Consider the following 17,467-nt stretch of genomic DNA (forward strand, 5'->3'; position numbering starts at 1 on the left):
CAAACAAGATCATGGCAAAACAACAACAGGCTATCCAAGCCATCCGCGGCATGCACGACATCCTTCCTGAACAATCGCCTCTATGGCAATGGCTGGAAAGCCAGGCCAAACAGGTATTGAGCGCCTACGGCTATCATGAAATCAGATTGCCTATCGTCGAAAAGACCGAACTGTTCAAGCGTTCGATCGGTGAAGTCACTGACATCGTCGAAAAAGAAATGTATACCTTCGACGACCGCAACGGCGATTCGTTAACCCTCCGCCCCGAAGGCACCGCCGGCTGTTTGCGCGCCTGCCTGGAGCACGGTTTATTGCACAATCAAAGCCACCGTTTGTGGTATTACGGCCCCATGTTCCGCCACGAACGCCCACAGAAAGGCCGTTACCGGCAGTTCTACCAACTGGGTGTGGAAACCTACGGCATGCCCGGCCCGGACATCGACGCGGAAATCATCGCGCTGACCGACCGGCTCTGGAAGCAACTGGGCATCCGCGATAAAGTCGAGCTGCAAATCAATTCCCTGGGTACCAGCGAAGAACGTCTGGCTTATCGCGGCAAACTGGTCGAATATTTCCAACAACATCTGGCAGTTTTAGACGAAGACAGCTTGCGCCGCCTGGAAACCAATCCGCTACGCATCCTGGATAGTAAAAATCCGGATATGCAGGCTATGTTGCAACAGGCCCCGGTACTACTTGAGCATCTTGGAGAAGAAAGTCTGGCACATTTCAATAGCCTGAAAGCCACGCTGGACGATCTGGGTATTACCTACCAATTGAATACTCGCTTGGTGCGCGGCCTGGATTATTACGGCAAAACCGTATTCGAATGGGTCACCGAGCACTTAGGCTCGCAAGGCACCATCTGCGCTGGCGGCCGCTACGACGGCTTGATCGAGCAACTGGGCGGCAAAGCCAATCACGCCATCGGCTTTGCGATGGGCATGGAGCGCATTCTGGCCTTGCTTGAATTACTGGATAATGTCCCAGTCGCAGCTAGCACCGATGTTTACATGATTCGCGTCGGCACCAACGCCGAAGCAGCCGGCATGCGCTTGGCCGAACGCATCCGCGATGCGCTTCCGGGCTTGAAATTGCAAGTCAATTGCGGCGGCGGCAGCTTCAAGAGCCAGTTTAAAAAAGCCGATAAGTCCGGTGCCGAGTACGCCATCATCATCGGCGACGACGAAGCCCAACGCGGCGAAGTGGCTTTAAAACCCTTGCGCATCGACGCCGAACAAAGCACGTACAATCACGACCAACTCCTGCAAACCCTGCAAGACTGGCACCGCCGATAATCCCTTATAACCTGATAATAGAAGAGAACTACCGTGGCAATTTACGATACCGAAGAAGAACAGCTGGAACAGTTGAAAAAGTGGTGGGAAGCCAATCAGACTTCATTGATCGCCGGTGTTGTCACCGCAATAGTATTGGTGAGCGGCTGGAATCTCTGGCAAAACCACCAACTGGAAAAACGCGCCCAAGCCTCGCAAATGTACCAACAATTGTTGGATAGCGCGGCCAAGGACAACAGCGAATCCACCGAAAAACTGGCGGAACGCTTGCCTATCGAATTTCCGGGCACCGCTTACGCCCACTATGCCGGCCTGCAATTGGCCAAAAGCAAAGTGCAAAAAGGCGATCTGGAAGGCGCTAAAGCGATTCTGGAAAAGTCCATCAAGGAAGCCGACAGCGATGAGTTGAGACATGTTGCCCGTCTACGCCTGATTCAACTGATGCTGGCTACCGGCCAATACGAACAAGGTTTGCAACTGATCGCTGCGGTCGATCCGGCCAAATCCGAAGGCTTTTCTGCCAGTTACGACGAATTGCAGGGCGACCTGTACGTGGCGCTGGACCGCTTGGACGAAGCCCGTAGCGCGTACCAAAGCGCAATCAGAACCGGTCAAGCCACCCCGCTGACGCAGTTCAAGCTGGACGACGTCGCAACGCCTGGCAACGCTGCCACGGCGGCTGCCAATTAAGCCCACGCCAACGGATACACGCTTTAGCATGTTAATCAGGAACATCAGATACCGCTCACTTCTCCCGCTGCTTGCCTGCCTGCCGATGCTAGCCGGCTGCGCGGGCTTGGATGCCGGACGCGACTTTATCTCGGGCTTAACGGAATATATCACCGGCGACGACGACAACGCCGATCCGCCGGCCGCCTTGCAGGAATATACCCCGGAAGTGCAAGTCGAGGTGCTGTGGAAGGAATCAATCGGTAATGGCGCGGATGAAAAATATCTGAAACTGATACCGGCAGTCGCCGAAGGCACTGTATACGTCGGCGACAACAAAGGCCATTTGCAGGCGCGTGGCGCCGGCAACGGTAGTCTGAGCTGGGAAAACAACACCGATTACAGCTTCTCAGCCGGCCCCGGTCTGGGGGTGCATACCGTGGTAATGGGTACCAGCACCGGCGAAGTCATAGGTTTTGACAAAGCCAACGGCGAACAGCGCTGGAAAATCGATGTACCCAGCGAAGTATTGGCGGCTCCGGTGGTGAGTCACGGTATTGTCATCGTCCGGACCACCGACGGCAAAATCATCGGCCTCAAAGAAGATAATGGCGCGCAACTCTGGACCTTCGAACACAGCGTACCGGCCCTGAGCATCCGCGGCACCGGCGCGCCCATCATTGTCGACGACAACGTGATCGCCGGCTCGGCTAATGGCAAGCTGGAAGCCCTGCAATTGAAAGACGGCAAATCCATCTGGGAAGCCACTATCGCGATACCCAGCGGTCGGTCCGAAGTCGAACGCTTGGTCGATCTCGATGTCGATCCGGTCGCGGCACGCGGCGCCATTTATATTGCCGGCTTCACCGGCGGCGCGTCTTCGGTCTCCGAAGTGGACGGCGATGTGCTGTGGCGCAACGAAGCGGTGTCTTCCTACACCGGCCTGAGCCTGGATTACCGTTACCTTTATGTCAGCGATACCCAAAGCCATGTCTGGCAGCTCGATCAACGCAGCGGCGCCTCACTGTGGAAACAAAAAGACTTACACAACCGCCAATTGACGGCAGCGGTGGTTTATCAAAATTATGTCGTAGTCGGCGATTTCGAAGGTTATGTACATTGGCTGTCCAATAGCGACGGCCGCCAATTGGGCCGGATTCAGGTCAGTAAAGCGGCAATAGAAGCCAAGCCGGTAGTCGTGGACGATACGGTTTTCATTTACGCCAAAGACGGCACCCTGGCCGCTTTGAGAGCAAAATAAATTCATGTTACCTGTTATCGCCCTAGTGGGCCGCCCCAATGTGGGCAAATCTACGCTATTTAATTACTTGACGCGCAGTCGCGAAGCATTAGTTGCCGATTATCCCGGCCTGACCCGCGACCGCCAGTACGGTCGGGTCAAACGCGGCGAGCGCGACTGTCTGGTAGTCGATACCGGCGGTATCACTGACGAACAGGAAGGCATAGACGTCTTCGCCAAAAAGCAGGTGGAAATTGCGCTGCAGGAAGCCGACGTGGTGTTCTTCCTGGTCGACGCCCGCGACGGTTTGAACGCCACCGACGAAGCGATTGCCGATATGCTGCGCAAGCTGGGCAAACCGGTGGTGCTGGTGGTGAATAAAGTCGACGGCATCGACAGCAATACCGTGACCAACGATTTTTATGCTCTGGCGCTGGGCGAACCCATCGGGATTGCCGCTACCCACGGTCGCAATGTCCACGACTTACTGGATCGTATTGACGAGTTATTGCCGGTAGTCGAGGACGAATTCGAAGAGCAGGATCCGGGTATCGCCATTGCCATCGTCGGCCGTCCTAACGTCGGCAAATCGACTTTAGTGAATCGGCTGCTCGGCGAAGAGCGTGTAGTGGTGTTCGACGAAGCCGGCACGACCCGCGACAGTATCTATATTCCGTTCGAACGCAACGGCCAGAAATTTACCTTAATCGATACCGCCGGCATGCGCCGCCGCTCCCGGGTATCGCTGACCGTGGAAAAATTCAGCATCATCAAATCGCTACAAGCCATCGAGAAAGCCCATGTGGTGATTTATTTGATCGACGCCCGCGAAGGCGTCACCGATCAGGATGCGCACATTTTGGGCTTGGTGTTGGAAGCCGGCCGGGCTTTGATTATTGGTTTGAACAAATGGGACGGCCTGAACGCCGAACACCGCGATTTCGTGAAAAAGCAAATCGAGATCAAATTGTCGTTTTTGGATTTTGCCGAAAAGCATCCGATCTCAGCGCTGCACGGCAGCGGCGTCGGCAAGTTGTTCGACGTGGTGCATACCCTGTACGACTCGGCTATGACCGACATGTCAACGCCCTTGCTGACCCGGATTTTGACCGACGCGCTGGCCGCGCATCAGCCGCCGCTGGTCGGTGGTCGCCGCATCAAATTGAAGTACGCACATCAGGGCGGCCGAAATCCACCGGTTGTCGTGATCCACGGCACCCAGACCGATGCCCTGCCCGGTGCATACAAACGCTATTTGATGAATTATTTCCGCGATCAGTTGCGGCTGACAGGCACGCCGATACGCTTGGTATTCAAATCGCCGGAGAACCCGTTTCAGGGTCAGAAAAACCCGCTAAGCGACCGCCAGATGAAAAAACGCAAGCGCCTGATCGATTTCAGCAAACGCAAAAAATAAAAACACCCAGGGAGCAACACATGGCAACCATCACTTTCCAAGGCAAACCGATCAACACCATCGGCGATTTACCGACGATAGGTACGCAAGCGCCGGATTTCCAATTAACCAATCGTAAAATGCAGGACGTGGGTTTGGCTGAATTTGCCGGCAAACGTAAAGTGTTGAACATAGTCCCCAGCCTGGATACGCCGACCTGCGCTACCTCGACCCGCAAATTCAACGAAAAAGCCGCGCATTTGCATAATACCGTGGTGTTGGTGGTATCGGCTGACCTACCCTTCGCGCAAGTGCGGTTTTGCGAAGTCGAAGGCATCAAACACGTCGTGCCGCTCTCGACCTTCCGTTCCAGCTTCGCCCACGATTACGGCGTCGAGCTGTTGGACAGCATCCTGGCAGGCTTGACCGCCCGCGCTATCGTCATCATCGACGAAAACGACAAAGTGGTCTACACCCAGTTGGTTAGTGAAATTGCCGACGAGCCTGACTACGTCAGTGCCTTGGCCGCCCTGCATTAACCGTATCCATAGCGCCGAGTTCTGATATTCAACTCGGCGCGAAGCAACAAGCTAAAGTCTAAGATTTTTCTAAATCTCCGGAATCATGAAGCCGTCGCTTGGCGTTCAGCCTGATCGTACATCGCGCCAAATAGCTGAATAACGACATAAATCATGGTTCTGGCAGTACGAACCGCATCAGGATCCGCCGGGCTGTCGGCAACATAGGCGCTGATGGCATCATCCATGAATTTAACCAAGCCGGCTTGCGAATCGCTCTCGGTCAGGCGCTCGGTAAATCGATTCTGAAATTTGTCGCGAAACTTCGTATCCATCTTGTTGCCAGGCATGAATGCCTGCAACTCCGCATCGAGTAAGGCGGCCGTATTCTGTAACCATTCCATGTTCAATACCCTTTGGTCCGGCAAATCGCCGAAGGCATGCCCGAATACACAAATCACATCGAAACAAAGATCCATGAACAGATTTGCCAAATCTTTATCCTTGTCGGCAATCAAAGCCGAAAACACGCCAAAAATCGTTTGCGCCAACGCGCTCTGCTCGGTTTGGAATTGCTGAAGTATGCTGCGGCCGGCATTTTCATCCTGGCTTTTGGCGTATTGCAGGGCCTGATACAGCTCTCGGTCGGTTAATTCACGCATCGTCGGTTCTAACTAAGTTCGATAAATATCCAGGCGATATATTATCAAGCCCATGCCTGATAAAGGATATTTATAGTATATGGCCCATTGAACCGGCCTTTAAATATCCTCGCCTTCCATGGTGAAAATCAGGCATTTTCAGAAATTTTCTTCAGTTAACCAGGGTATGGCCGCGTTGACGCATGCAGGTTTTAAATGCCCGTTTAAAGCTTTCGTTCGCTTTATAGCCTTCCCACAACCCCGCGGGGATAGCCAATATTGCACCACCGGCTGCGCCGGTGGCGGCGCTGCCGGCTATCGCACCGACTGCCGCGCCGCCCGCGGCACCGGTAACCGCGCCGACACCGGCGCCCATGCCGATTTCCTTGGTAATATCCGAAGCTTGTTCCGCTAGCGACTTACACTCCACCATATCGCGTTGCGTGGTTTGCGGCTGTTGGTCCAAGCGCGGATCGATGATCGGATGCCAGCCACTCATGGATGCGCAGCCGCTGGTTAATGTGGCAAGTAGCAACATACTGCCGAAATATTTTTGTGTCATTTTTCCTCCAAAAGGCATGTTTAAATTGTTAGCTAAAATCTCATCATTGCTGTTTGAAATATTGAGTGACTGGTGCTGCGGAGGATTGCTCCGGCACGCATTAGAGTGGATAAAGTTGCGAGATATTGCTGCCTATGGGTATGTACCATTCCTTAAAATCTATCGGCAGCTCGAGTAGGGGCGCGGTGATGCAGTGTTTTAAAAGACCGTCAATGGCAACATAGATGCCGCCGCCGATGTGTTTTTCGCCAAGCTGTTGATTTATAGCAGTATTCGAGTCGCGCATATTCACTCCGTCAGTTGTTCACTTGCGAAAAATTCTAAGTTTGGCGACTTAAAATCTACTTAAGCTTTGATTAGAATCCGGTTAAAACGCCGCCGGCTGCTCAGCACACACGAATCGGCGTCATGTTCGGACAGGCTTTGCAAAACCCGCTTAAACAGGCAGTATGTTCCAATGAAAACCCTCACCCAACTCCATGCAGATATCGACACGCGGGTAAAAATCATCCGCGACAACCAACCCGATTGGCTATGCCGCCAGGGTTGCGACGGCTGTTGCCGCAGGCTTGCCGCAGTACCCAAGATCACCGCGAATGAATGGCATTGTCTGCAACAAGGCCTGATGGCCTTACCGCCGGAGCAATTTCGGAAAATCGGTGGGGAGATAGCCGCTCTGGCCGGCCAAATAGCGCGCCCGGTCATCTGCCCGCTGCTGGACAAAGCCAATGGCGCTTGCCTGGTCTATGCACACCGCCCTATCGCTTGCCGAACTTACGGTTTTTATGTTCAGCGCGATCAGGGGCTGTACTGTAAAGACATCGAAGCGCGCGTAAGTGATGGCGCGCTGAGCGAAGTGGTGTGGGGCAACCATGACGGCATTGATCATCGGTTACTTGCGCTAGGCGAGTCGCGCGAATTGCCGGAGTGGTTTGCGGATTGGCAGCGGGATGCTGATTGAATCGAGGCTATAGCCCCGACACGCAGAGGTTTGTTTTTGATAATAAAAAGACCTAACACGCCGCTCAAAGAGTAGCAGTCGCCAGTCCGCAGAGCGGAGGCTCCGCGACTCATACCGCTCAACGAACCGAGCCGACTCAGTAAGCCCTATAGCGCGCCTGGGATTGCCCGGAACAGACGCGCCTCCGCCATCATTCAGCAGCCGGCGAATGATGGCTATCGTGATCAGGTATGCCTGGATTGCCGTGGTCCTCGGCTTGGGCATCGAACCATTCATGCAGGGCCTGAACGAATTGGGGGTATTCGGTAGAAAAATGAATCTGTCCGCCGTTATCCAAAGCTTGATATTGAACTTTAATATCATCGACTTTTGCCTTTTTTAACTGCGCCAGCCCCGGCATTTCCGCACCATGCAAACGTTCCGTCGCCGCATAATTGCCCGCCTGGTATTGTTCCGCCCTTTTTTGCAAATGCCCCTGAATTAATTTGATTTGCGAGGCATTGTCCGCGGATTTGATCACCACATGCTGGACACCGCCGTGCACCGTTTTGGTAAAGGTTTGTACCGTCCCCTGCACCGCGTACGGCACTATTGTCTGTAACTGTTCTTGATTGATGGGTTTGGCAGGCGCATGCTCAATAGCTTGCACGACGATCAGGCATTGTAAAATACCCAGTGTTATCAATAGGTAGTGTTTCATGGCGATACTCCGAGTAGATTGACATTCATCCTGAACACTGAATTTTTTATCCGGTCGATTAATACCGTTCGGACCCGTTGGAGAAGATCCCTAATTGGCCCAGATAAACATAGCGGGAGCGGGATGCCGGTAATCAATAGAGCCGGATTTGCCACTCAGTGATTCGCTGGCTCCGTTCTTCATACACAAAATGCGTTTTAGCAAAATCCTCAAGCTTTCCATTGCAGGAATTGATCGAGGCGCTCGACGTTATCAGGTAAAAACACATGTACCTGGTTCCGGCCTTTTTCCTTGGCTCTGTAGCAAGCGCTATCGGCGTTACTTAAAAACTCCCCGACATCCCGAACGGTACACGTCACCGCAGCCACTCCAATGCTGGCGCTCACGGTAAATTCAGCATCACCCCAGTTAAATTTGAAATTGCGCAGGCTATTGCATAGTTCATGGGCGATATTGCGCGCTTGATCAAGTGTGGTGTGTTCCAGCAACAACGCAAACTCGTCGCCGCCCAATCGGGCCAGCGTGTCGCGTTGCCGCAGTTTGGAGGACAAAACGGTACTGATTCTGCGCAGTAATTCATCCCCTGCCGCTTGTCCACAGGTATCGTTGACCTGCTTAAAATGATCCAGATCGAGATAACAAAGCGCATGGTGAAAATAGCCGGGGCGGGCGCTAGCCAATACCCTTGCCACCCGTTGTTCAAAAGCTGTCCGATTAACCAGCCCGGTCAAGGGGTCGTGGCTGGCCTGATAGGCCAAACTCTGCCGTTTGGTTTGAGATGCCGACATATCCCAAAACACCAGCACCAAGCTATCGACAAATCCATCCAACGCGACCGGATAAAACGAATATTCGACCGGAAATGACCGGCCATCCTTGCGTTTAAAATTAGCGGTACTCCGCTGAGCGATGATGTCGCGGGCCATATCAGGCAACTTGAGCGCTTCCAGCGCTAAGATCAAATCCCCGGCTATCATGGCAACGATGTCCTGTCCCAGCACGTCTATCTCGGCGTAACCCAAAACCTGCAACGCGGCCCGGTTAACGAAGCTGCAACGGCCATCCACATCAAGACCGACAATTCCTTCGCCGGCCGAATCCAGCAGTAAGCGAAAGCGCCTCTCGCTGTTGCGCGCCTCGGTATTGGCGTGTTTGAGCTTCACCAAAGTGGTGTCAAGACTGGCATTGGCAGACTTGAGGATGGCGCATTGTTTTTCCAGTTGTTCCGTACGCCTAAACACCAACTCCTCCAAACGTTGCCGGTAATAGCTCAGCTCCTGTTCGGTTTCTTTGTCTTTGGTAATATCAATCAAGACACCTTGCAAAAACAAACTTTCGCCGGCTTCATTCCGCACTACATTGGCTTCGTCGAGAAACCAGCGATGGCTTCCATCCTGTTTACGTAATCGGTATTCGCACCGCAGCGGCGCATGATGTTTATAAGTATAGGCATAGGCCTCTACCGCCACTGCCAGATCGTCCGGGTGCACCCGCTTCAGTATGCCTTGCGGGTCATCAAGCCAATCTTGCTCGGGCAAGCCCAATTGAGCAATTTGCGGACTGACATATAACAGCTTTACCGGCGTTTCCAACGATGTGACATAAGTGATCACCGGCATTTGTTCCACCAAGGCCCGGTACTTAGCTTCCGCCTCACGCAATTGCGCCAGGGTTTCGGTTTTCTCCGCCAGCAGGTGCTGTCCCTGCAACTCTCGGCTGACTTCAGTGGGCGATGCGGCGTCCGCGTTGCTGGCGCAGTTGTTAGATTGGACCGTGACAAAGGCCGCATCATCGGATTCTATCGGCATCAGGATGGAGACATTAGCCTGTTTGACCGTTTCCACTTGATTGGCGATGTAGCCGGCATCTAGCATATCCGGTGATTGCCAATTCCCGCGCACTTGTTCGGGCTGGCGGTCTTCGGCGAGTTTAAGACCGTGATGACTGGGTTCTCCCTCGCAAAACGCCGCATCATGATCCCGAAACGCCGCCAGAGAGTGTTTGTTCGCCATCCGGCTGGCTGGATCGTGGTCTATAACAAGTGAGCAGCTATGGGCTTTGGCTGATGCAGTGTTCATAAAATCGCCCCCTATCGGTGACTGGGTTTCAATAGCCGGACTGACCAGATAAAACCACGGGGCGATATTTCAGCGCCGGTAGACTTGATCAGCCAAATGCGTAGCGTCTCCTGAGATCTTTGGCATGTCCATAAGTGGTAATGGCGGTAATAGGTTTGGACAGCGGCGACGGATTGGCACTGACAGCAAGCAGCCGAGCAAACTCGTTTTTGATGATCGGATAACACTCGCAACTTTGCGCTTCCAGGCCGGCGCGCTCCAGCACGCTGATTTGACCACGGCAATACCGAATTACCCCGGCTTGCTGTAATTTCCCGGCAACCTCGGTGATGCCTTCGCGGCGCACGCCCAACAGACTGGCGATGGATTGCTGCGTTATTGCTATCTCGCTCCCGCTCTGCCGGTCCAGGATCATCAACAGCCAACGCGAGAATTGTTGTTCAATGGAATGATGCCGCTTGCAAGCCGCTATTTGCGTCATATGCGTCAGTAGTGCCTGGGTATAGCGGAGTAACACACCTTGCAGCCCACTGTGCTGTCCGCCTATCCGCCCAATTTCCTCATCAACCAGACTCCTGCGCAAACGATAGGCGTAGCCCGGCATCACTACCAAGGCTTGATACGGTATGGATTCACCGCCCATGAACAGCGATATACCCAGCATGCCTTCGTTGCCAATCAAAGCCAGTTCGCGGGAGGCTCCATTCTCAGTAAAGTAAAGCTCCGCTATCACGCCGGTGACGGGGAAGTAGACATAACGCAAAGACTCATCCGGTTCACAAAGCGCGTCGCCACACTCCATTTCAACCCGTTCCAGTAAACTTGAAACACGGGCATACTCGGGTTCAGGCAGCATAGCGAGAAGCTGGTTTTGTCTTGGATGGTCCAATTCACTCATCAGTTATTTCCGGATTGTTTGGCGAGGGGTGCATCAAGTATTCATATTGCTGAAACGGTAAAGCCATACCAATATAGCGCGTTTTATCACAGCCGCTATCCGCTAAAAATACGTACTGCTACTTAGATTGAAGATAAGATTGACAGAGCTAATTTTTCGCCAGCATACTTCCGCGCGAACTGGGGTAAGAAGCCAACTCTAGGCATAGCTTTTCACAAACTAAGGCCGGCTATTTCGGCTTATGCCCGGGTAAGACCCGGTTGCCAACTCCCGCTGTTGCCGAAACAGGGCTTCTCGGCTAGCCACATCCGTATAACAGGGCTTGTGTTACAACCATCGAAAGAATGCCTGAAGCGGTCTAAATTCTGTCCAAAATAGAAGATGTCTCATGACTGACGAGCGCTGTAAGTCTGCACACCCTGACAATACTGTTCGACAAAAAGCTCAGAACAGACACCCAAACTCAAGCAAAACCAACTGTTCCCTGGATGCTCCGGAGAAAATTTTGCATGAGCTGCAAGTACGACTGCTTGAATTAGAAACCCAAAATCAATCGCTGATTCAGGCGCGAGACCGCTTCCAGCATCTTTACGATTTCGCCCCGCACGCCTGCCTCACACTCAGCCCGGACCAGCGAATATCTACCATCAACTTTGCGGCCGCCGCCTTATTGGGTGGTGAGCGTCAACACTTAATTGGCCGTCATTTTTCAAGCTTGATTGCCGATCAAAGCCGCGACTTTTGGCAACGGCATTTATCGCAGATTCAGCAACGTAGCGAAATTCAGCCTTGCGAATTGCCAATGCTGCGTGACGATAACGCTGCATTTCCTGCCAGACTCGACTGCCTGATGCTCACCGGTCTCGCCGACCAGCCGGAACTGCACATTACCCTCACCGACCTCACTCGACAAACACAAACAGAATCATCTGTGCAGGAGCAAAGCCCGGCGCTGTGCGCGGCACTTATACAAGCCGCGCGGGATGCCATTGTCTGCATCGACGCAAAACACCGTGTCGTATTATGCAATCCCGCAGCCGGCAAGCTGTTCGGCTGCCGCGCGGATCAAGCCATTGGCAACGTGATCGAACACTTTATTCCGGCTGGTTTTCCGGCCATTTATTCAGCGCCAAAGCCAGAAGGCGATAGCGATCATCAGTCTAAAGAACTTCGCACAGTGACCGGTTTGCGCGCTAACGGCGAAGAATTTCTAATGGAAGCCATCATTTCCGAGATAGACACTAACCAGCAAACCTTGTATTCCCTTGTCCTGCGCGATGCAGACGGACGCAGCCCACTACCAGCCGAACATCATTTACAGGATCAGCTGTCCAAAGTGGCGGCTTCCGTACCCGGCGTTATTTGTTCTTTTCGTTTGGCTGCGGATGGCTCAGCCAGCATGCCTTATGCCAGTCAGGCGCTTGAATCTTTGTACGGACTGCCTCCCGAAGCAGTGGCCGAGGACTTTAGTCCGGTATTTGCCAGGGTGCATCCCGACGACATCAAACTGATCAACGAAACCATCAGCGAATCGGCGCGCAGCCTGACGCCTTGGCGCGACACCTTTCGCTACCAACACCCTAGTAAAGGCGAAATCTGGATAGAAGGTCATTCCATGCCGATGCGGGAACAGGGCGGCAGCATTTTGTGGCATGGCTATCTCCAAGATATTACCGCGCGAAAACAGGCTGAATCGGTCTATCGCGACCAGGATAGGGAACTGCAACTGATCATGGATGCCACGCCGGCGCTGATCGCCTATTTGGATGTCGATTTTCGCTATGTACGGGTCAATGCGACATATGAACACTGGTTCGGCATCTCTCCGGAACAGGTTATCGGCCGCACCGTGCCGGAAATTCTGGGTGGCGCGGCCTGGGACATAGTCCGCCCGTATCTGGAGCGGGCTTTGGCGGGCGAGCCGGTTAGTTTTGACCAGCAAATTCCTTATGGCAACGGCAAACCCCGCTGGGTGCATGCGACCTATATTCCCAATGCCGATGAAGTCGGCAGGTTGAAAGGTATTGTGGTGCATGTGATCGACATCGAAGAGCGCAAACTGTCCGAGCAGAAAATTGCCCTATTGAACCAACGCTTGGAACGCCGTCTGGAGGAAATGCAGGTTATTTACAACACGGTACCCATTGGACTCGCCATCGCCAATGACAATAGCGGACAACATATCCGCGGAAATCGGGCGAATGAGCAGATGCTGGGCGTGCCCCCCACCTCGGAACTTTCACTATCGAGCCCAACCCCGCCGGCCATCACAGTATTGCAAAACGGCTATCCGCTGGCCGCTGAAGATCTGCCGATTCAGCGTGCTTGCCGGGGAGAAGTGGTGAGCGACGAGACGCTGGATATAGTCCGCCCGGACGGCAAAGTGATTACCGTGGTGTCCAATGCATCGCCCTTGCTGGACAATAAAGGGCAGCCGCGCGGGGCCGTTGGCGCATTTTTGGACATTACTCCGCTGAAAGTCGCTGATGACGCCCTGCGCCGTAACGAGGCTTTCGTACGCTGCGTTCTGAATTCGCTGCCCGCACATGTGGCAGTACTGGATAATAGCGGCTTGGTGACGACGGTCAACGCGCCCTGGGATTGCTTTGCTATCGAGAACGGCGGTTCGTCCAGTCAATTGTCGGAGGGCGCCAACTACCTTGAAGTTTGCCGCCGCTCGTCGGCGGCAGGCGACCGGGACGCACAGAAGGCTTTGACCGGCCTTGAAAGCCTGATAGCGGGCCATCAACAGGAATTTATGATGGAATATCCCTGTCGAACCGCGCTGGGTGAGCTTTGGTTTATGATGCATGCCAAACGCATTACCCAAGGTTTCCAGGGCATGATTATTACCCATGTAGACATTACCGAACTGAAACGCACCCACGCGGAATTGCGGCATACCGAGACCCGCCTGGCACTGATCATCGACGAAGTGAATGCCGGTTATTGGGACTGGGATTTGGTCTCGCAAACCTTATTTCTCTCGCCGGAATGGAAACGGCAAATCGGTTTTGACGACCATGAGATGCAAAACCGCTGGGAGGAATGGGAATCTCGATTGCATCCGGATGATCGGGCATGGGTCCTGGCAAGCACCAAAGACTACCTGTCCGGGCATGTATCCGCTTACGAACTGGAATTCCGCTTACGCCACAAGAATGGCTCCTACCGCTGGATCCATTCGCGCGGCAGCTTATTGAATGATAAAAATAATCGGCCTTATCGATTGCTGGGCATCAATTTCGACATCACCGACTATAAACTGACCCGGGAATTGAGCGAACGCCGAAATCGGATGGAACAGTCATTTCGAGTATCGTTGGCGACGCAGACGATAGCGGCGATTGCCCACGAATTAAACCAACCCCTGGCCGCTATTTCCTCTTATGCCGACGTGGCGTTGCGCCTCTACCAATCGGAAAAACCGGATTCCCAGAAACTCAACCACGTACTGGAAGCCTGTGTGCAACAAGCTCAGCGTGCCGGCGAAGTCATCAGACAATTATTTAGCCATTTGAATAAAACCGAGGCCGTCGGGGAACGGGTCGATATTAACTTTCTCGTGACAGAAGCCTGCGCGTTTATAAAAAACGACAAAACCCTAGACACTTTAAACATAGAACTGGACCTTGCCGCCGACTTACCGCAGACCACGGTCAATGCGCTGCAAATTCAAAAGGTGCTGGTCAATCTGATCATTAATGGTCTGGAAGCGATGCGAGAACACGGTAAGCTATCTGAGGTATTGCGCATTACCACCGGCCGATACGCCGACGATCCTGATATGGCGGTAGTCTGTGTTTGTGACAGCGGCAAAGGCTTGGCGGACGCCACTGCCCTGAAAATGCTGTTTCAACCCTTTTACTCGACTAAACCCGCCGGACTGGGAATGGGCTTGGCCATCAGCCGCGCCTTGATCCAAGCCCATGGCGGCCAACTGTGGGCGGAGCGGAATGTCGGCGACGGCCTTAGCCTGTTCTTTACCTTACCGTTTGCGAAATGAATACTCAGCCCTGCGTATTCGTGGTGGACGACGATGATGCAGTCCGCGACAGCTTGGGTTTGGTATTTGAAACCGCGGGCCTCCCGTATCAAACATTTGCCAGTGCCGAGTGCTTTCTGGAAAGCTATTCTCCGGAGCAGCCAGGCTGTCTAGTGCTGGATGTCAACATGCCGGGTCTGGATGGTCACGAGTTGCAAGCCGAACTTATCCGCCGCCACATCCACCTTCCCATTATTTTCCTGACCGCCTATGGCGACATACCGATGACAGTGCGCGCGATGAAGGCGGGAGCTGTTGATTTTCTGACCAAACCGGTCAGCACCGAACTATTGCTCGACAGGGTACAGGCCGCGCTACAGCTTGAAGTCAACACTCACGCACAGTCCATAAAAGGGCAAGCGCAGTGTAATCGGCTAAGCGGGCTGACGTCACGCGAACTTGAGATTATGGGGATGGTGGTGGCTGGTCTAACCAACAAAGAAATAGCCAGGCGTTTGGGGATTAGTCACCGCACTGTTGAAATCCACCGCGCCAAGGTGATGGAGAAAACCGGCGCGCCGAATCTGCTGGAACTCGCCCGCATCTATGCGGCCTGCCGGCTTTGAGTGTCTCTAGCTCGTTACCCCGCCCTTCACTACCCTTGTTTCTATGCCGGCGGAAGGCCGATAGCCCCAAATGCACGTTATTAATAGAGCTGATGAATATTACTAATTTAACAAATCCTGTTTTTTGACTTACCGTATGCCGGCGTCAAGTAAAACCCCATATACAAGACCCGTTAGCAATACCAAATCCGAAAATAGGTGTAACGATGGCTAGAGAAAAACTGACTACTGCTCAAATAAATCTGCTGAATAAATGCCCTAAGGAATGGGCTGTCGTACCGGTTGGATCCACTAATAAAACATTGATTGCGCTGATGAAAAAAGGCTTGGTCGATTCGCGGCTATTAATCAATACATTGTTCCCTGAGCTGTCCAGGTGCGAATGGCGCATAGCGCCCTAGCCGCCAAAACAATAAAAAGCGCTTGCAGGCCTGCGTTGTCCGGCGAATAAGACATAGCCAATAATGTCTCCCGGATTTTTGGATCGCCATCCAAATGCTGGTGATGACTGATCAACTTCCGCGGTTACCGGGAACTTTGTCCAGTAAAATGACATCCGAAAACTAAGTTTGATTGAGCATTTGGGCCGGTACATTTAAAATCCCTGCCTAGATACTCAGATTTTCTTGAGAAGCTTATTATTTTGGTCGAATGTTATTTAGGTCGTATTTTTTTTACATCAATTCGCCGGTTGTCCTCTACAGCATGCGTGTATGCGGCGGCATAGGTCAGTGGTAGCCACTATGATGACTAGCGATGATTCGGCACGCCGCCGAGGGGCGCGCCGTCAGCAAGAACGCCGGACTAATCCGTTCGCCTTCAACTCAGCGGAGTGGATCGCTTTCGTTCAGCAACAATATGTGCTGTGGCCAAAACAAGACCGGCGGGTTTTGGATCGCCGGCGGGCCGAGCGCCGCGAGATTGATCGTCGCGCCGGACTGCGCGACGCGGAGCGGGAAATCCCGTTTCAACGCACTCGCTGGTTTTCCGCAGAGCACATCCTCGACGACGAAGAAAAGCAAATGATCCAAGCGTTATTCGCCGAAGAAGAGTAAGCGGCCCGGCGGCCGGCATCAACGCAACACGATGTCCGCCGGATGCCGCACCTGCACGGCAAAACGCTGTTTCGAGCGCCTCACCCACCCCCGCACTTCCACATCCTTACCTACATAGGTTTCCAGCGGCGGAAACAAGCCGGCCGATATTGGCTCGACACTGATGGATACCGCATCGGAGAATTGCAGGTAGCTGTGTTTCGCTGTATTTTTGAGCGCGCGGATGCGTCCGGTTAAGCGCTTCCAACCCTGGTAATTGTTCTCGTCGAGCAGTTCCGCCGCCAGCGGCGCATAGGCCTGCTCACCCCAAATCCCTAGCCTGGCTTGCTCGGCACTGCGCTGAGCCGCCAACAAGCTGTCGAGATATTTGAAATTCGGCGGAAAAATGTTAACCGTGGCCAATCCGCGTTTTACCAATTCCAGGTTGATATGCTCCTTGTCCTCGGTAAACACGTAGGCCAAAGTGCGCTGATATTTGTCCTGTTTTTCCACATCGCGTTGCAGAAATACCTTCTGATGCTCCAACTTTTGCTTCAACCAGGCCTTGGCCTGCTCGCCGCCGGCTTCCGCTGACTTGTTACGGCCGGCAACCTCCGGGGTATTGATCCCCAAAAAACGGACTTTCTGGCCGTCGCTTAGTAAGATAGTATCGCCATCGAACACCTTTTCTACCCGATAAAAGGCGACGCCGGGATCGATGCTTAAGACTTTGGCGTTTTCATTGCCATGGTCGGCATAATGGCGACGACCTTGCGGATCGGTCCATTGATAGACTTCGGCAGATAGCAAAGCCGGCAATATCGCCAACAGCCAGAGACAGTGTTTAGTGCTTTTCTTCAT

At 53.3% G+C, this 17,467-nt stretch carries 17 protein-coding genes; 10 read left to right on the forward strand and 7 right to left on the reverse strand.

Features of this window, described 5'->3' with window-relative positions; all coding sequences use genetic code 11:
• The first annotated feature begins 11 nt into the window (after positions 1 to 11).
• Genes hisS through tpx form a run of 5 tightly spaced genes read left to right on the forward strand, consistent with a single transcriptional unit; the run spans position 12 to position 5,142 of the window.
• Complete coding sequence (gene hisS / locus JL719_RS17485; protein ID WP_033155550.1) at positions 12 to 1,298, forward strand: histidine--tRNA ligase; 1,287 nt, start codon at positions 12 to 14, stop codon at positions 1,296 to 1,298.
• Between the two features lie 33 nt (positions 1,299 to 1,331).
• Positions 1,332 to 1,988 carry a YfgM family protein gene (locus JL719_RS17490; protein WP_033155551.1) on the forward strand — a complete coding sequence of 219 codons (657 nt, stop codon included), beginning with the start codon at positions 1,332 to 1,334 and terminating at the stop codon, positions 1,986 to 1,988.
• A 28-nt stretch (positions 1,989 to 2,016) separates the two neighbouring features.
• The gene (gene bamB, locus JL719_RS17495; RefSeq protein ID WP_033155552.1) at positions 2,017 to 3,228 is read left to right on the forward strand and encodes an outer membrane protein assembly factor BamB; all 1,212 of its coding nucleotides are present in this window, start codon (positions 2,017 to 2,019) and stop codon (positions 3,226 to 3,228) included.
• A gap of 4 nt (positions 3,229 to 3,232) precedes the next feature.
• Positions 3,233 to 4,624: a ribosome biogenesis GTPase Der gene (der, locus tag JL719_RS17500; protein ID WP_033155553.1), complete on the forward strand. Its 1,392-nt coding sequence runs from the start codon at positions 3,233 to 3,235 to the stop codon at positions 4,622 to 4,624.
• A 20-nt stretch (positions 4,625 to 4,644) separates the two neighbouring features.
• A complete protein-coding gene (gene tpx / locus JL719_RS17505; RefSeq protein WP_033155554.1) occupies positions 4,645 to 5,142 on the forward strand; it encodes a thiol peroxidase in 498 nt (165 codons plus the stop codon).
• A gap of 83 nt (positions 5,143 to 5,225) precedes the next feature.
• On the opposite strand, the gene JL719_RS17510 is transcribed toward tpx, so the two are convergent.
• The 3 genes from JL719_RS17510 to JL719_RS17520 all read right to left on the reverse strand — a co-directional run bounded on the left by JL719_RS17510 (position 5,226) and on the right by JL719_RS17520 (position 6,610).
• Complete coding sequence (locus tag JL719_RS17510) at positions 5,226 to 5,783, reverse strand: hypothetical protein (protein ID WP_033155555.1); 558 nt, start codon at positions 5,781 to 5,783, stop codon at positions 5,226 to 5,228.
• Positions 5,784 to 5,934: 151 nt separating this feature from the next.
• A complete protein-coding gene (locus JL719_RS17515) occupies positions 5,935 to 6,324 on the reverse strand; it encodes a glycine zipper family protein (RefSeq protein WP_033155556.1) in 390 nt (129 codons plus the stop codon).
• A 100-nt stretch (positions 6,325 to 6,424) separates the two neighbouring features.
• The gene (locus JL719_RS17520) at positions 6,425 to 6,610 is read right to left on the reverse strand and encodes a hypothetical protein (RefSeq protein WP_033155557.1); all 186 of its coding nucleotides are present in this window, start codon (positions 6,608 to 6,610) and stop codon (positions 6,425 to 6,427) included.
• Positions 6,611 to 6,781: 171 nt separating this feature from the next.
• Here JL719_RS17520 and JL719_RS17525 point away from each other — a divergent pair, with 171 nt between their 5' ends.
• Positions 6,782 to 7,285 (forward strand): YkgJ family cysteine cluster protein, encoded by a 504-nt coding sequence (locus tag JL719_RS17525; RefSeq protein WP_033155558.1) that lies wholly within the window; start codon positions 6,782 to 6,784, stop codon positions 7,283 to 7,285.
• Between the two features lie 190 nt (positions 7,286 to 7,475).
• Here the strand turns inward: JL719_RS17525 and JL719_RS17530 are convergent, their stop codons facing one another.
• The 3 genes from JL719_RS17530 to JL719_RS17540 all read right to left on the reverse strand — a co-directional run bounded on the left by JL719_RS17530 (position 7,476) and on the right by JL719_RS17540 (position 10,961).
• The gene (locus JL719_RS17530; RefSeq protein ID WP_033155559.1) at positions 7,476 to 7,985 is read right to left on the reverse strand and encodes a hypothetical protein; all 510 of its coding nucleotides are present in this window, start codon (positions 7,983 to 7,985) and stop codon (positions 7,476 to 7,478) included.
• A gap of 209 nt (positions 7,986 to 8,194) precedes the next feature.
• On the reverse strand, positions 8,195 to 10,063 hold the full coding sequence (locus JL719_RS17535; RefSeq protein ID WP_084153213.1) for a diguanylate cyclase domain-containing protein: 1,869 nt from the start codon (positions 10,061 to 10,063) through the stop codon (positions 8,195 to 8,197).
• An 88-nt stretch (positions 10,064 to 10,151) separates the two neighbouring features.
• Complete coding sequence (locus JL719_RS17540; protein WP_033155560.1) at positions 10,152 to 10,961, reverse strand: Crp/Fnr family transcriptional regulator; 810 nt, start codon at positions 10,959 to 10,961, stop codon at positions 10,152 to 10,154.
• Between the two features lie 505 nt (positions 10,962 to 11,466).
• Here JL719_RS17540 and JL719_RS17545 point away from each other — a divergent pair.
• The 4 genes from JL719_RS17545 (at position 11,467) to JL719_RS17560 (ending at position 16,627) form a co-directional block, all read left to right on the forward strand.
• Positions 11,467 to 14,967 carry a PAS domain S-box protein gene (locus tag JL719_RS17545; RefSeq protein ID WP_051669668.1) on the forward strand — a complete coding sequence of 1,167 codons (3,501 nt, stop codon included), beginning with the start codon at positions 11,467 to 11,469 and terminating at the stop codon, positions 14,965 to 14,967.
• A complete protein-coding gene (locus tag JL719_RS17550; protein WP_033155561.1) occupies positions 14,964 to 15,572 on the forward strand; it encodes a response regulator transcription factor in 609 nt (202 codons plus the stop codon). Before JL719_RS17545 ends, JL719_RS17550 begins: the two co-directional genes overlap by 4 nt.
• A gap of 206 nt (positions 15,573 to 15,778) precedes the next feature.
• Positions 15,779 to 15,973 (forward strand): hypothetical protein, encoded by a 195-nt coding sequence (locus JL719_RS17555; protein WP_165385980.1) that lies wholly within the window; start codon positions 15,779 to 15,781, stop codon positions 15,971 to 15,973.
• Between the two features lie 342 nt (positions 15,974 to 16,315).
• Positions 16,316 to 16,627, forward strand: coding sequence for a hypothetical protein (locus JL719_RS17560; RefSeq protein ID WP_051669669.1), 312 nt, complete (start codon positions 16,316 to 16,318; stop codon positions 16,625 to 16,627).
• 18 nt (positions 16,628 to 16,645) lie between these two features.
• Here JL719_RS17560 and JL719_RS17565 read toward each other — a convergent pair whose 3' ends face one another.
• Complete coding sequence (locus JL719_RS17565; RefSeq protein ID WP_033155562.1) at positions 16,646 to 17,467, reverse strand: thermonuclease family protein; 822 nt, start codon at positions 17,465 to 17,467, stop codon at positions 16,646 to 16,648.

Origin of the sequence: Methylomonas sp. LW13, assembly GCF_016865255.1 — a bacterium.
Lineage (GTDB): Bacteria > Pseudomonadota > Gammaproteobacteria > Methylococcales > Methylomonadaceae > Methylomonas.

Coding starts and splice junctions, on each gene's coding strand:
- hisS (WP_033155550.1), top strand. CDS start 12: ATGGCAAAACAACAACAGGCTATCCAAGCCATCCGCGGCATGCACGAC.
- bamB (WP_033155552.1), top strand. CDS start 2,017: ATGTTAATCAGGAACATCAGATACCGCTCACTTCTCCCGCTGCTTGCC.
- der (WP_033155553.1), top strand. CDS start 3,233: ATGTTACCTGTTATCGCCCTAGTGGGCCGCCCCAATGTGGGCAAATCT.
- tpx (WP_033155554.1), top strand. CDS start 4,645: ATGGCAACCATCACTTTCCAAGGCAAACCGATCAACACCATCGGCGAT.
- JL719_RS17510 (WP_033155555.1), bottom strand. CDS start 5,783: ATGCGTGAATTAACCGACCGAGAGCTGTATCAGGCCCTGCAATACGCC.
- JL719_RS17515 (WP_033155556.1), bottom strand. CDS start 6,324: ATGACACAAAAATATTTCGGCAGTATGTTGCTACTTGCCACATTAACC.
- JL719_RS17520 (WP_033155557.1), bottom strand. CDS start 6,610: ATGCGCGACTCGAATACTGCTATAAATCAACAGCTTGGCGAAAAACAC.
- JL719_RS17525 (WP_033155558.1), top strand. CDS start 6,782: ATGAAAACCCTCACCCAACTCCATGCAGATATCGACACGCGGGTAAAA.
- JL719_RS17530 (WP_033155559.1), bottom strand. CDS start 7,985: ATGAAACACTACCTATTGATAACACTGGGTATTTTACAATGCCTGATC.
- JL719_RS17535 (WP_084153213.1), bottom strand. CDS start 10,063: ATGAACACTGCATCAGCCAAAGCCCATAGCTGCTCACTTGTTATAGAC.
- JL719_RS17540 (WP_033155560.1), bottom strand. CDS start 10,961: ATGAGTGAATTGGACCATCCAAGACAAAACCAGCTTCTCGCTATGCTG.
- JL719_RS17550 (WP_033155561.1), top strand. CDS start 14,964: ATGAATACTCAGCCCTGCGTATTCGTGGTGGACGACGATGATGCAGTC.
- JL719_RS17555 (WP_165385980.1), top strand. CDS start 15,779: ATGGCTAGAGAAAAACTGACTACTGCTCAAATAAATCTGCTGAATAAA.
- JL719_RS17560 (WP_051669669.1), top strand. CDS start 16,316: ATGATGACTAGCGATGATTCGGCACGCCGCCGAGGGGCGCGCCGTCAG.
- JL719_RS17565 (WP_033155562.1), bottom strand. CDS start 17,467: ATGAAGAAAAGCACTAAACACTGTCTCTGGCTGTTGGCGATATTGCCG.